Raw genomic sequence first — 13,623 nt, 5'->3', positions numbered from 1 at the left:
CTCTAAATGGTATATTATTCCTCTTTTTTAGCAAAGATAATAATGATGGGAGGAATATAAATGAATATACAACGTGCAATAGAGCTTTCTATGTCAGCAGAACAAGCCAATGTCAATTTTCAAGGCATGCCTGTTATGATTCAACACGTCGATGAAAGCAATGAAACCGCCCGCATATATGAAGTAAAAAACCCAGGACGCGAATTAACTGTTCCAGTTAATAGCTTAGAGGAAATATAAGAAATGCCACTTCTCTTTTGAAGTGGCATTTTTCTTCTTTCAGATTACTTATTATAAATTTCTTCAACTCTTTATTTTACATGAGCTGAAAAAATAAGAATTTTCTACTTCTTTTCTCTTTGTGACCTGCTAAAATACAAACTATGGATTAATTATTCGTACTATACATTAAGGAGGAAAAATAATGGCATCTAATTTAGAAAAAAACAAGCCTTATTATGCAGTTATATTCACTTCTAATTTATCAAATAATACAACTGACTATAATACCGTTGCCGAAGAAATGGAGAAACTTGCAAAGCAACAATCTGGATTTTTAGGTGTAGAAAGTGCACGAGGTAATTCTGGACTCGGAATAACAATTTCTTATTGGGAATCACTTGATGCGATTGAAAATTGGAAGAAGAACACCTTACATAAAGAAGCGAAAAAAAGAGGTCGTGAGCAATGGTATGAAAACTTCCATCTGCGTATTTGCCTTGTTGAGAAAGAATTTAAGTTTCATAGAGGTAATTTATAACTATGAAGGAAAAATTAGCTCTCGTTATTGTTCATGAAATATATGGTGTGAACGACCATATGCATCACGTTACCCAGCACTTTACTTCATCTCATATAGATGTATTCTGTCCTAATCTTCTACAATCACAACACGCATTTCATTATCGTGATGAAGAAAAAGCATATGAATATTTTGTAAATCATATTGGATTCGATGATGGAAAAAAGCAAATTGAAGAATTCATTTCTCATCTTTCTAGTAGTTATACACATATTGGACTTATAGGCTTTAGTGTTGGAGCTACCATCTCATGGCTATGTAGTAACAATCCGAAAATAGATTTTATTATCGGGTGTTACGGTTCTCGTATACGCGACTATGTCCACATAAAGCCTACATGCGCTACATTACTTATATTCCCTGAAAAAGAATCTAGTTTTTCAGTATCCTCTTTAATTCACACATTGCAGCAACAAAAGAATCCTTTATTAGAAATCAAACAACTACACGGTGAACATGGATTTCTAAATCCGTACACTGAAAAATATAACGAGCACTCTACAAAACAAGCATACAATTTAATAGATTCATTTCTTGTAAAGTGAAACTTCAATCAGTGGGGGGTCATCCCCCACCTACTCTCTTTTCTTACGTTGAGTTTTAAGGTGTGGGTCTTACTGCCCATGCGTGATAAAAACAATCTTATACAGGAGACTCAAAATGACGCTGACATTACTCTTACTTGTTTTCATACTCATTGCCTTTATCTCAGCGCTAACTATCATTTTTATAACCGTAAAAAAAGGGAGATTTTTCAACCGCCTCTACTTACAATCTATTATCGTTTGCATTTTATTTTTTACTAATTGGATCTTATATGTAACAACTTTTTATTCGCTACTCCCCGAGAAAGTTAGTGAGTTCCTATTCTTACCCATTTGGTTTTTCCTTTGTATTTTAGGTTTTATAACTTTCTGGCGCGAATGGGGAAATAATCGTGTATTCTCAATATGTATCGGTTTTCTTTCCTTGACTAGTTTTTTATTTGGATTATTGTTGTTAATTCTTTCGGGGATGTAATAGAAGAAGGAAGAAAAGCCAACTTTCAACTTTTCTTCCTTCTATGTTTACCTTTAGTTTTCACTGTCACTGATTCACAAGGTGTATAATATATTTGAGGTGTCGCCTTATCAACAAACATCATAAACGTAACGAAACCGATAATAAAGAAAATAAACAACGTTAACAAAATTGCTCCTATCGTTAAAAGTATCATAACACCACCCCTATATTTTTTATGTTATTACACTTTTCGCTATGATATGAGCGTAATCCTTTTTAGAAAAGGAAACGTAACAAAATAATCACAATCACTCCCGTTAATACTGTACCTAATAAACTACGAGTATATATCGCTACAAGAAATGTTGGAATTGCTGCAATAAGATAATCCCACTGCATCGTCTCGTGCATAAATAAAACTTGTGCTAAAAGTGCTGCTAATATTGCAATTGGTATGTAATTTAACCATTTTAAACCCCAGTCTGGAATTTGTAGTTTACTAAATACGAGTAGAGGTAAAATACGTGGCACGAGTGTAACAGCTCCTGCTGCTAGTAAAAGTAATAATACATCTAATCTCATTTCCATTTTTCAATCAACACTCCAATCGTCGCAGCTAGTAAGGTTGCGATAATAACCGCTATACTATCTGGCATAAATAAGTGTGAAACGTATGCGATAATAATCGCTACGATTGCAACACTTAAATGAATTGCTAGTTTCGGTTTACTACTTATGAGCTGAAGAACAAATAATCCGATAAACATCGCTGGTAATGCATAATCCATGCCGTATGTATGTGGATCTGGTATCCACTCACCAAATAGCCCGCCAATGATAGTGGCAAGAATCCAATTTAAATACGCTGTTACATTAAGCCCTATCATCCATCTTTCACCTAAATATCCTTTTTGCGCAGCATGCTGCACTGCAACGCCGAAAGTTTCATCTGTAATTTGCGAACCGATGATTAAGTTTTTAAATAGAGGAATTTTCGTAAAGTACGGTGCAAGTGCAGCACTCATAAGAAGGTGGCGCAAGTTAACAAAAAATACAGTAAAAATAATTGCGGAAGCAGGAGCACCGGCTGCATACATACCAGCTAATATAAATTGGGCAGAACCTGCATAAATTAAAGTGGACATAAATGCAATTTCAATGATGGAGAAACCAGCTGTTTTTGCAATTACACCAGCTGCTATACCGATGCTCAAGTAACCAAATACAGTTGGTAAACAATCTTTTACTCCTTGCTGAAATGTATCGTCACTCTGCAAAGCTACATGTGCCTGAGCTTTACTCATCTCTATCATCCTCCATTCCTTCTAAAGTTCGTTTTCCTGTTACAACATGAACTAAATCTATATTTTCACGCCATAACGTATCTAACTTATCAGCTCCAAATTCCTTTGTGATTTCTTCAACCATAATATCGTGCCGCACATACTCTGTAGCAACGAGAACTAGCGCTGGGTCATACGTTGTAACGGCCCATGAAGTGCTATCATTTGAGAAGTTCGCAATTAATACTTCCTCTCCATCACGAGCAATAACAGTTAAATGACCACCCATTCTCTTTTCAACAACGTGGGGCGTCATATAATTATGATGAAACGTCGCTCCTATTTTTGTTTCTGGAGCTCCAAATAAGATTGAAAATATATGTACGCCTTCCTCTTCCTTTTGATGAATGTATGGCTCAATTTCATGCACTTGTTCTTCCCATACAGAAATCCATAATTCTTCCTTTGCCCTATTAATTATATTGCATATTTCTTTTAAAACACGATCATTTGAGCGAATATGCGAAATTACATCTATTTGTCGCTCTTGTTCTAAACAATTTAATTTCTCATCTAAAAATTCAAAGGACTTTTCAAAGTCTTTTCGCATTCGATTCATTAATTCGGTAGCTGGTACTGGTACATATTTAACTGGTTCAGAAGGTACAATATGCACCGCTCCTTTATCCATTAACTTACCGAGTACCTCGTAAATCATAGAACGAGGTACTCCTGTTTGTTTACTCACTTCATAGCCCGTTACTGGGGAATGTTTTAGTAGTCCAATATACGCTTTACATTCATACTGAGAAAATCCTAACTTTTGTAATTCCTTTATAATTTCATCCATCGGTAACCCCTCACAATCTAAATCGCCCTTACTTCAAAACGACGATTTTGCTTCCCTTTACTTTTTACTTTATCAATAACAAGTGTTCCTATTTCACTCGTATTTTTCACATGTGTGCCTCCACAAGCTTGTTCGTCTAAATTTTCAATTGTAACAATGCGGATTTCTTGGATAGTAGTTGGCAGGAGATTTATTGCTGTTTTAATCATTCCTACAGCATTTTCTGCTTCTTCGCGGCTCATATAACGAGTGGAAATTTCTTTATTTTGCTTAATAAGTTTATTCACTTCCTCAACAATTTCTTCTACTTCCACGCTCGATAACTCTTGTAACTCATTAAAATCGATACGTGCTTTATCAGGATAAATTTGATTTCCAGTGCATAGAGCTCCATACTTTTCATAAACAACAGCTCCGATAAGATGCAGTAAAGAGTGATGACACATTAAATTATGACGTCTTTCCCAATTTATCTCTAATTTAACTGGACCTAACTTTACTTGAGCTTCATCTTTTATATAGTGAACTATTTCTCCTTGCTCCTTCTTTACTTTTTCAACTTCAAATACAGACCCATCTTGTACAATGACACCCGTATCACATTCCTGTCCTCCACCAGTTGGATAAAAAACTGTTTCTTTTACAAATACTTTATTCCCTTCTACTCTTATCACTTCTGTTTCGCAACTCGTTTTGTATGCATCTTCTAAATATAATGCCGTTGTCATACTCTCACCTCTTTAGTAGTTATAGTTATACCTACTAATATAAAAAAGAAGCTCCATAAAGTCAATTGATAATTCTGAAATTTTAAATTAATAAAAGACTCCTTTATTAGGAGTCCACTATCTCAATATTTCATTCGCTTCTTTTTCATAAATTTTATCAAATGACGTCATAACACGCTGTGATGCTTGAATCATCTTTTGATCTGTCATAAGATCTGCCATCTCTTTCGTCATATCTACATTTGAATTTTCTAGCATATGATTTTTTACTATTCCTGTTCCGTTCGGTAAATTAGCAATGTTTCCTTCTGCTAGTGTAAAGCTTTTGTTTTCACGTTGCACGAGACGTGCATTCGTTTCTGCATCTACTGTTTTTGTTTGCAAACGACCAATATTATTTTGTGTTGCTTCATCATATAATGTACCGTCTGCTTGTACAGCAACCTTTGCTCCTTCTGGAATACGAATACGCTCATTATTCTCTCCCATTACGAAAGCACCTGAAGATGTTTGTAAATATCGATCACTATTTAATGTGAAACTACCATCTCTCGTTAAAAACGTTTCATCATTTTTAGAAGTAACAAAAAATGATGTTGTGCCGGCCGCGCCGTCATCTAAAAAGAAATCTGTAGCGCTATTTGTCATTTGTATATTTCCTTGTACTAAATTCACATGCGTTGCAGCTGGTACTACAGCGTAATCGACCGAACCGATATTTGTTACCGCCCCATCTCCGCGGCGATATGTGTCTTGTACATCAAATACTTTAGACGTCATATTTTCTGCTTTAAATCCTGTCGTTTGAGCATTTGCAACGTTATTCGAATGAACATTAATGCGCTGCATGTAATTCATCATGCCCATAGAACCTATATAAAGACCGTTCATATTCGTTTGAATAAGGCAAGCGCCTTATTCTTCACCTCTTTTCTACGATGTTTGTAACATTTGTTTTGCTAAATGTTCAGCTGTAGCGATATGTATATTTTTCTTTATGTCTTGGCCATCTGTCATTAATACAATAGGAGCTGATGATACCGCTGGAATTTTCAACAATTCGCCACTACTTGCTGTTTCATCAAATTTCGTAAACACAATACCATCTATATGAATATCTTTAAAGTTTGTAATGATTTCAATCATATCTTTACTTTTCATAGAAGCTGATAACGTTAAACAAATATAATCTGGTTCTACTTGTCCCATCGTTTCAATCATTTCTTCCACTGTTTCTGACGTACGATAATTTTTTCCGGCTGTATCAATTAAAATATAATCGACGCGTGCTTCTTCTTTAAAATACGTAAGCGCTCTTGTCATTGCAGCTTCATCACGCACAGCAATTACTTCAGATCCAATTGTCTTTACGTTATCTTGCAATTGCTGTACTGTTCCTATGCGCGAATGATCTGTCGTTATAAAACCAACTGTTTTTTTCTTACCGTGAAATTGCCATGCCATTTTCGCGAGTGTCGTCGTTTTACCAACGCCAGTTGGACCGATTAATGCAATTGTTTGTACTTCTTTTTCAAAGACGTTTTCCGTATTGAAATGAGATTTCATATCTTCCAATATGTACCTGATAACTTCTTCTTCCGTAATCATCGTTGCATTTTCAAACTTTATTTTTAACTTTTCAGCATATGCATGAATGAAATATTGTTCCACATCGTTTTGTTCTAGCATCCGAATTACTTTTTGAATAATAAACGGTACAGATTCTTGATTTTCTTTATTTGGAGCTACTTCTTCTTTCTTTACTGGAACGACTTGTTTCACAACTTTTTTCTTTTTCGTTACTTTCGTTACTTCCGTTTCTTTCATCGGTTTCACAACGACGATTCCTTTTTCAAACAGCTTTAATAGTTTCTCTTTTTTTCTTGCCCATTCTTCACTATTTCCTGTTTGCATCGTCGCGTATGACATAGAAGTCGTTACGTTTTCTAAATTGTGCAGTACTGATTGAATTCCATTCGCCTTCACAATTTGTTCTGAAGGATCATTCACAACATCCATTAACTGTTCATGAAATTGAGCTGTACCTTCATTCACTTCTTCCTGTTTTTCTTCTGGAAAAGCAACTAACATTTCATAATCCTTTTTCCAAAAAAACGGTATATTTCGTTTTACACTTTCATCGACAACGTAATAATAATCTGTACCATATTGGTCAAATAACTTTCGATACAATTCATTTTTCGAAGCTGCTTTTATTCGCATTAACGCTTCTTTTTTTTCTGTACTTTCCATTACTTCACCCCCTACTATTCAATATAGGCAATTTGATCCACAACAATTTCTGGTGCTAATTCGCTAATACAAAGTACTTGTGCTTCCACTTGATAACGTTCTAGCAGTCTTACAATCGCAAATCTAAAATCTTTTCTACGTGTTAATAACACTGGTTCTCTTCCCATTAAACGTGCTTGCTTAAAGACGCGCTGCACTTGCTCAACGACACGTGTTTCTAAATCTAAATCCCAGTTTAATAGGTAACCTTGATATGAATTATTCACAACATCCGCATCTAACTCAATTGAATCAGAGAAGAGCGCTGCATATATTTTTCCGTCTGGATTTTTCGCATTTTCACAAATAACTTTTGAAATACATTCACGAACAAATGATGTTACACCATCCACGTGGTTTTGATAAATTTCTTTGCCGTCAATAATACCTTCAATAATTGTTGGTAAATCACGAATAGAAATACCTTCTTTTAGAAGTTGTTTAATAACATTTTGAACAAGTGATAAATCAATTTCTTTTTTCTTAATCTCTTCTAATAGAACGCCATTATCATTTTCAAGCGAGTTAATTAAGTCTTTTACATGTTGGCGCTGAATTAATTCATGAAGATTACGTCTAACGACAACATCTAAATGTGTAATTAATATGCTAAGTGGCTCTAAAACTTGATAGCCTTTCATTTGTGCATCTTGCACCATATGCTCTAAAATCCAATATCCATCTTCACCGAAAATTGGATCTTTCGCTGGCTCTGCATCTAAATCAGCCATTACGTTTGGTGTTTTCAGTGCTAATAAATAACCTGATTTTAAAACACCTTCAGCCGCCTTCGCACCTTTAATTCGAATAATGTAACGTCCGCGTGGCCTAAAGCTCGTATTATCTTTAAAGTTAATTCCAGGAACGTTAATACCAAGGTCAGTAATAATTGACTTCCTCATAAGAACAACTTTATCACGCGCTGTTTCCCCGTTAATTTTTTGCTTTACAAGTGCTGCTAAATCTAAACCGAGTTCTACTATAATTGGATATTTATCCGTAAATACTCCGAATGAATCTTCCACTTGTTGCAGTTGTTCATCTTCGCCTTGGATCATTTCTATTTCTTTTTGAAGCTCGTCTTCTTTTTCTTTCTTTATTCGATTTTTATTACGAATTCCTAAGAAGATAATTGTTCCGCCAACGAGTGCGAATGGTAGAAACGGTAGCGGAGTAAAAATACCCATTGCGATAAATAAACCACCGAGCGCATATACAACGACTTCATGCGCTAATAACTCTTTAAAGATACCTTCTGTTACTGTATCCGGTGAACCGTCAAATACACGCGTTACGATAATACCTGTTGAAATTGCAAGCATAAGCGATCCAATTTGGTTTACGATTCCGTCACCGACAGTTAACTGTGTATAATGAAGAGCCGCATCCGCAAAGCTCATCCCTTGCTGCATCATTCCGACAATTAAACCGAAAATAATGTTTACGAATAAAATGACAATCCCGAAAATAACGTCCCCTTTAATGAACTTTCCGGCACCATCCATCGCCCCGTAAAACTCTGTTTCCATATTTAATTTTTTTCGTTTTGCTTGTGCATCTTTTTCTGAAATAATACGCTGGTTTAAATCAGCATCGATAGACATTTGTTTCCCTGGTAAAGAATCAAGTGTAAAACGAGCTGCAACTTCAGCTGTACGAGACGCACCGTTTGCAACGATAAACTGGAATATGATTAATACTGTAAAAATAACGATACCAATTAATAAGTTTCCGCCAATTACGAACTGGCCGAACTCTTCAATAACATGACCTGCATTTCCATCTGTCAAAATCGCTCGCGTCGTCGAAACGTTAATCGATACGCGGAAAATCCCGATTAATAACAACATCGTTGGAAATGACTTTAATTCATCCCACTCGTTAATACTTGTCGCTCGCATATAAATAAGCACTGACATACTTAGTAGAAAAACGATAATGATATCAAGTATAAATGGTGGAAGTGGAATTAAGAGCGCCACTACGAATGACGCTGCTAAAAAGATAGAAAAATAGGTTCTTGCAGAATCTATCTTAAACAAAGAGATCTCCTCCAAACGCGCTATTATACTTCAAGTTCATTCGTCTGAATTAAATAGCGCATAACTTCAATTACAGCTACATATAAATCTTCTGGAATCGTCTCATCTTCCTCGACTTGATAATATAAAGAACGAGCAAGCGGACGGTTTTCCACCATTGGTATTTCTTGTTCACGGGCAAGCGTTCGTATATATAATGCGAGCTCATCTTCCCCTTTTGCAACGACAATTGGTGCTGCATCAACGTGTTTATTGTAACGAAGTACGACCGAAATATGAGTCGGGTTGTTTACAATAAACGTTGCGCCATCCATCTTCTTCGCAATTGTTCCTTGCAAGATTGCATGCATAAAGTTTTTTCGTTTCCCTTTAACTTGCGGGTCCCCTTCATTATCTTTATGCTCTTGTTTCACTTCTTCTTTTTTCATCTTAATATCTTGCTCGTACTCCCATTTTTGATAAATGAAATCAATAATAGAAAGAACGATTAAAATAATTAAAATTGCTAAGAAAATAAATTTAATTTCCCTAATAATTTCAGTAAGTGATGCAGTCCAGTTAAATCCAATCATACTGACAATTTTCTCTAAATTCTTTTTAAAGAGAACGTAAGCGACGTAACCGATTAATCCCATATAAAATAGTGATTTCAAAATATCTACTAAACTTTTACGACTAAACAGTCTCGTAAAATAGTTTTTCGGATTAATACGTGACGCTTTCGGTTTAATGACTTTAGAAGAAAATAGGAAGCCGACTTGAATCATATAATTGAATAAATGAAAAGCGTATACGAGTATTAATATCGGAGCCGATACTTTCAGTAATAAAATCCCCATTAAATAAAAATACTCGGTTGAATCTGTATTTTTTCCAATTTGATCAAACAGCACCGCTACGGAATTTGCAATCTCATACCCTAGCCAATCTCCGAAGAAATAAACGACAACTGCTAATACGAGAATGGAAAATAAATTATTTAAATCTTTACTCCGGGCAATATTCCCTTCTTCACGCGATTTTTTACGCTTCTGCGGGGTGGCCTTTTCTGTTTTATTATCCTTTGCCATGCGCGTCCCCCTACTTCGTTAAGAAAAAGTTAAATAGTTTCGTATACTCTTCAAGTAATACATCCGTCATATTTTTAAACACATAACCGAGCATCGGTACACTCATTGCAATAAACAAAATACCGCACGTAATTTTAATTACGTATGCATTCATAAAAACGTTTAATTGCGGAGCGTTTTTTGCAATTAAAATAAGAACAAAGTTAATGATGAATAAACTTCCCATAAGCGGAAGAGCAATTTCAACCGCTGATGTGATCGCAAATAATAGCGTTGCGAGTAGACTATCTAAAAAACTAGTCGTCAGCAATTTTGAAATCGCCTCTGTATATTGAAACGACTTTAAAATCGTGGCAACGAAATAATTAATGCCGCCAAGTGAAATAAAAATAATGAGGAAGAACATATCAAAAAGTGTTGAAAGTAAAGTAGACTGTGATCCTGCATTCACATCAAACAAACTCGCCTGTGATAAACCGATATCAAAGTCTAAAATATGTCCAGCCATTTTCGGAATGTTCCACAGCATTTCTACAATTTTTGAAAGAGATAATCCAATGACAATTTGCGTCGCTGCATAAGCAGCTACATCCCAAACCGTCTTTATATGAGAAACATCAACTTGATCGGCAACTGTAATCGACAGACCGAGCCCAAATGTAACCTTCGCCATAGCTGGAATAGATCGTCCTGAGAAAAACGGTAAAAAATATAAAAATGAAGTAATGCGGCAAAACGCAAAAAACGTCGCCGCCCATAATTCCATATTCATTTCAGTTCACCTATCTTAGTACGAACGCAATAGCGATGGGATTTTATCAAATAAATCTAAAATAAGCGTCGTTAACTCTTGGAACATCCACGGACCTAAAATGATAATAACGAGGACAATACTCGCCATTTTCGGTAAAAACGTCAGCGTTTGCTCTTGAATTTGCATCATCGCCATAATGACAGCGATGATAATAACGACAATCATACTTACGCCGGCAACCGGCATTAAAATCATAACCCCTTTATAAAAAAAGGTTTGAAAAATATCTATAATTGGTGACGTATTCATTTATATGACTCCTATCACATAGCATCAAACGCTTCAGGCGACCGTTTTAAACATAATGTCGACGATTTTTGTATATCCACCTAAATATACGAAAACGAGTATTTTAAACGGTAAACTTAAAATCATCGGCGGTACCATCATCATCCCGAGGTACATTAAAAGTGTACTAATAATCAAATCTATAAATACAAACGCTAAATAAATGAACATCCCTGTCAGTAAACCTTTTTGAATTTGCGTTAACGTAAAGGATGGTACGAGCGTAAATAGTGAAAGATCTTTCAAATCTTTCGGCAACTCTTCTCCGCGTACTTTCAGCATCATTTTTAAATCATGCTTATACGTATGCTTTGACATATATTCTTTCATAATAGGAGCTGTCGTTTCCGCAGCTTGACTTACTGTTATTTTCTCTTTCGTCATCGGATCCCACACATCACTCTTCAGTTGCCCAAGTACAGGCTGCATCGTAAAGAGTGATAAAAATAATGCAAGTCCAACAAGCACTTGGTTTGGTGGTAAATTCATTACCCCAAGTCCTTGGCGTGTAATCCCTAGAACGATCATAAAATAAGTAAAATGTGTAAATAATAGAACGATAGAAGAAGATAATGATAAAAGGGTAACGAGCGCAAATAGTTGTACACTTGAATTACTCGTAAACTCTTTCCCATTTTCGAAATTAATAAAACCGTTCGGGGCTGCATACGCTGGATTTACAAAAATAATTGAAAAAACGATAGAAAATACGAAAATAACGGCTAATAATGGTAACTGTTTCTTTATTCTCATGATGGATCCTCTACTTTTTTCGTTTCACTCTTCACCGCGTCTTCTAGTGCTTGTTGAAACTGATTTCCTGTTCCGGTTAATTGTACAGACTGCACACCGTTATTACTAATAACAGTAAACACTTGCTTTCCGTCCACTTCAAATAAAAAGGCACTCGTTTGATGATTTAAATAAACGCCGTCTTTTACTTGTATATGGCCATTTTCACCCTGCTTAAAAAACTGCTGTTTGCGCGTCTTTTTCGTCATATAATATGCACCGTAGCCGAGCGCACCAAACAGTAAAACGACTTGAAATAAGGTCGTCATATACGACATATGACTCCTCCTCTACTCTTTATCTTGCATTTGACTTTGCGCTTTCATAAGCGCCGCTTGTTTCTTATCAGCTTCAATTTCAGAAATGATAATACCGAATTTCTCGTCCATTACGATTGCTTCACCGATGCCGACTTTCATATTACTTAAATACACATCTACTTTATGTCCTAAGTTTTTCTCTACTTCAAGAACATCGCCAACTTTTAACTGCTTTACATCACCAAGTGTAATAGATGACTTTCCAAGCTTTACACCAAGTTCAATCGAAATATCTGAAACAGTATCAATATGTGCTTTGCCTGCTTCATTTCGCTTTCCTGCAAAATCTTCTAATCCCATTAATGACACGGGAGATACTTCATGCTTCATATGGATCCTCCTACTCTACAAAACTTTTAAATAGGAGCGCCTTACGCGTTCCATCTTTTCCAATAAAACAATTAAATTTATGCTTTCCATCTACATAACCAAGTAATTCATCCGAAACTTTCGTATGAAGCGGAATGATATCGCCTTCTTCAATTTGTTCAATCTCACTCATTGTCATTTTCTGCTCGCCAATTGCAACGTGAACAGGTTTGTACACTTGATTTACTTTCACTTCCACTTCAGACGTATACTTTTTACGCTTGTCTGAAGAATGTTCGACAATATTTTCAGACGTTAACTTATCCATAATTTCTTCAACAGATAAGAATGGAATCCCGATACGCACCGTCGTATTCCAAAAATCTGTTTTCATATTTACGTTAAGTAATGAAATGATATCGCTCGCTGTCGTAATCTTTAGTGCATTCGGATCTGTTTCTGTCGTTACAAATTTCGGTTCAATCGCAACAACACTTTCAAATGATTGCTCTAAATTTTTACAAAGAAGCAAGAATATATTATCAAGCGTTAAAAACTCAAATGCTGTTAACGGTCTGCGCATCGTAAAGTTACGCTTACTATCTCCGCCAAGCCAACATTCATGAATATAAATAACGAATGCTAAATCAATCTCAATAACAATTTCTCCAAGCTCTGGTAAACCGAGATCAATTACACAATATAAATAATAATCTTTCGGCATTTTCTCCACATACTCACTCGTAAATGGAACTTGCTCAACCGTTGAAGGCTCTAGTTCAATTGGAATACGCATACGCGCTGATAACGTCTGTGACGTCTGTTTCCCAAACGTAGAAGCAATCGCTTGCAAACTACGTAAATGCTCAACACCGAACTTCTCTGGTCTATTAAAATCATACTCTTGAAATTTCTCTTGCTTTCCTGCTTCTTGTGCGAAAGCTGGCATTTCCTCGCCTTCATTTACCGCCTTCAGCAGGGCATCAATTTGCTCTTGGCTTAATTTTTCGCCACTCATGACAATCCCCTTC

Annotated in this window: 19 protein-coding genes; 4 read left to right on the top strand and 15 right to left on the bottom strand. The window is 35.7% G+C overall.

The window, feature by feature from the left end; genetic code table 11:
* Positions 1-60 precede the first annotated feature (60 nt).
* The 4 genes from NST27_RS08440 (at position 61) to NST27_RS08425 (ending at position 1,822) form a co-directional block, all read left to right on the top strand.
* A complete protein-coding gene (locus NST27_RS08440; protein ID WP_001025731.1) occupies positions 61-240 on the top strand; it encodes an H-type small acid-soluble spore protein in 180 nt (59 codons plus the stop codon).
* Positions 241-424: 184 nt separating this feature from the next.
* Complete coding sequence (locus tag NST27_RS08435) at positions 425-760, top strand: antibiotic biosynthesis monooxygenase family protein (RefSeq protein WP_000157880.1); 336 nt, start codon at positions 425-427, stop codon at positions 758-760.
* Positions 761-762: 2 nt separating this feature from the next.
* Complete coding sequence (locus tag NST27_RS08430) at positions 763-1,347, top strand: dienelactone hydrolase family protein (RefSeq protein WP_000660127.1); 585 nt, start codon at positions 763-765, stop codon at positions 1,345-1,347.
* A 115-nt stretch (positions 1,348-1,462) separates the two neighbouring features.
* Positions 1,463-1,822: a hypothetical protein gene (locus NST27_RS08425; RefSeq protein ID WP_033689538.1), complete on the top strand. Its 360-nt coding sequence runs from the start codon at positions 1,463-1,465 to the stop codon at positions 1,820-1,822.
* A 25-nt stretch (positions 1,823-1,847) separates the two neighbouring features.
* Here the strand turns inward: NST27_RS08425 and NST27_RS08420 are convergent, their stop codons facing one another.
* From NST27_RS08420 to fliM, 15 genes are all read right to left on the bottom strand, one after another.
* Positions 1,848-2,018: a DUF3951 domain-containing protein gene (locus tag NST27_RS08420; RefSeq protein WP_000602244.1), complete on the bottom strand. Its 171-nt coding sequence runs from the start codon at positions 2,016-2,018 to the stop codon at positions 1,848-1,850.
* Positions 2,019-2,080: 62 nt separating this feature from the next.
* Positions 2,081-2,392, bottom strand: a complete 312-nt coding sequence (locus tag NST27_RS08415) for an AzlD domain-containing protein (protein WP_000425943.1) — start codon at positions 2,390-2,392, stop codon at positions 2,081-2,083.
* Positions 2,383-3,108 (bottom strand): AzlC family ABC transporter permease, encoded by a 726-nt coding sequence (locus NST27_RS08410; RefSeq protein WP_000030478.1) that lies wholly within the window; start codon positions 3,106-3,108, stop codon positions 2,383-2,385. The genes NST27_RS08415 and NST27_RS08410 overlap by 10 nt, the downstream gene beginning before the upstream one ends.
* The gene (locus NST27_RS08405; RefSeq protein ID WP_000343357.1) at positions 3,101-3,937 is read right to left on the bottom strand and encodes a TrmB family transcriptional regulator; all 837 of its coding nucleotides are present in this window, start codon (positions 3,935-3,937) and stop codon (positions 3,101-3,103) included. Before NST27_RS08405 ends, NST27_RS08410 begins: the two co-directional genes overlap by 8 nt.
* A 17-nt stretch (positions 3,938-3,954) precedes the next feature.
* The gene (locus NST27_RS08400; protein WP_000205395.1) at positions 3,955-4,665 is read right to left on the bottom strand and encodes an alanyl-tRNA editing protein; all 711 of its coding nucleotides are present in this window, start codon (positions 4,663-4,665) and stop codon (positions 3,955-3,957) included.
* A gap of 117 nt (positions 4,666-4,782) precedes the next feature.
* The gene (locus tag NST27_RS08395; RefSeq protein ID WP_001013932.1) at positions 4,783-5,556 is read right to left on the bottom strand and encodes a flagellar basal-body rod protein FlgG; all 774 of its coding nucleotides are present in this window, start codon (positions 5,554-5,556) and stop codon (positions 4,783-4,785) included.
* A 42-nt stretch (positions 5,557-5,598) separates the two neighbouring features.
* The gene (flhF, locus tag NST27_RS08390; RefSeq protein WP_047385840.1) at positions 5,599-6,918 is read right to left on the bottom strand and encodes a flagellar biosynthesis protein FlhF; all 1,320 of its coding nucleotides are present in this window, start codon (positions 6,916-6,918) and stop codon (positions 5,599-5,601) included.
* Between the two features lie 14 nt (positions 6,919-6,932).
* On the bottom strand, positions 6,933-8,999 hold the full coding sequence (gene flhA / locus NST27_RS08385; protein ID WP_000472534.1) for a flagellar biosynthesis protein FlhA: 2,067 nt from the start codon (positions 8,997-8,999) through the stop codon (positions 6,933-6,935).
* A gap of 23 nt (positions 9,000-9,022) precedes the next feature.
* Complete coding sequence (gene flhB / locus NST27_RS08380; RefSeq protein WP_001030111.1) at positions 9,023-10,069, bottom strand: flagellar type III secretion system protein FlhB; 1,047 nt, start codon at positions 10,067-10,069, stop codon at positions 9,023-9,025.
* A 10-nt stretch (positions 10,070-10,079) separates the two neighbouring features.
* Positions 10,080-10,841, bottom strand: a complete 762-nt coding sequence (locus tag NST27_RS08375) for a flagellar biosynthetic protein FliR (RefSeq protein ID WP_001055706.1) — start codon at positions 10,839-10,841, stop codon at positions 10,080-10,082.
* 15 nt (positions 10,842-10,856) lie between these two features.
* Positions 10,857-11,132: a flagellar biosynthetic protein FliQ gene (locus tag NST27_RS08370; protein WP_001098085.1), complete on the bottom strand. Its 276-nt coding sequence runs from the start codon at positions 11,130-11,132 to the stop codon at positions 10,857-10,859.
* 33 nt (positions 11,133-11,165) lie between these two features.
* Entirely contained in the window at positions 11,166-11,924 is a 759-nt protein-coding gene (locus tag NST27_RS08365; RefSeq protein ID WP_001220573.1) for a flagellar type III secretion system pore protein FliP, read from the bottom strand.
* A complete protein-coding gene (locus tag NST27_RS08360) occupies positions 11,921-12,241 on the bottom strand; it encodes a hypothetical protein (RefSeq protein WP_000121176.1) in 321 nt (106 codons plus the stop codon). The genes NST27_RS08365 and NST27_RS08360 overlap by 4 nt, the downstream gene beginning before the upstream one ends.
* A 12-nt stretch (positions 12,242-12,253) precedes the next feature.
* Positions 12,254-12,613, bottom strand: coding sequence for a flagellar motor switch protein FliN (gene fliN, locus NST27_RS08355; RefSeq protein ID WP_000680010.1), 360 nt, complete (start codon positions 12,611-12,613; stop codon positions 12,254-12,256).
* Between the two features lie 10 nt (positions 12,614-12,623).
* Positions 12,624-13,610 (bottom strand): flagellar motor switch protein FliM, encoded by a 987-nt coding sequence (fliM, locus tag NST27_RS08350; protein ID WP_000012360.1) that lies wholly within the window; start codon positions 13,608-13,610, stop codon positions 12,624-12,626.
* Between the last annotated feature and the right edge of the window lie 13 nt (positions 13,611-13,623).

This window comes from Bacillus sp. FSL W8-0770 (assembly GCF_038008705.1).
Taxonomy (GTDB): domain Bacteria; phylum Bacillota; class Bacilli; order Bacillales; family Bacillaceae_G; genus Bacillus_A; species Bacillus_A cereus.
The sequence above is the reverse complement of the archived record's forward strand: the minus strand, read 5'-3'. Positions and strand labels throughout refer to the sequence as shown.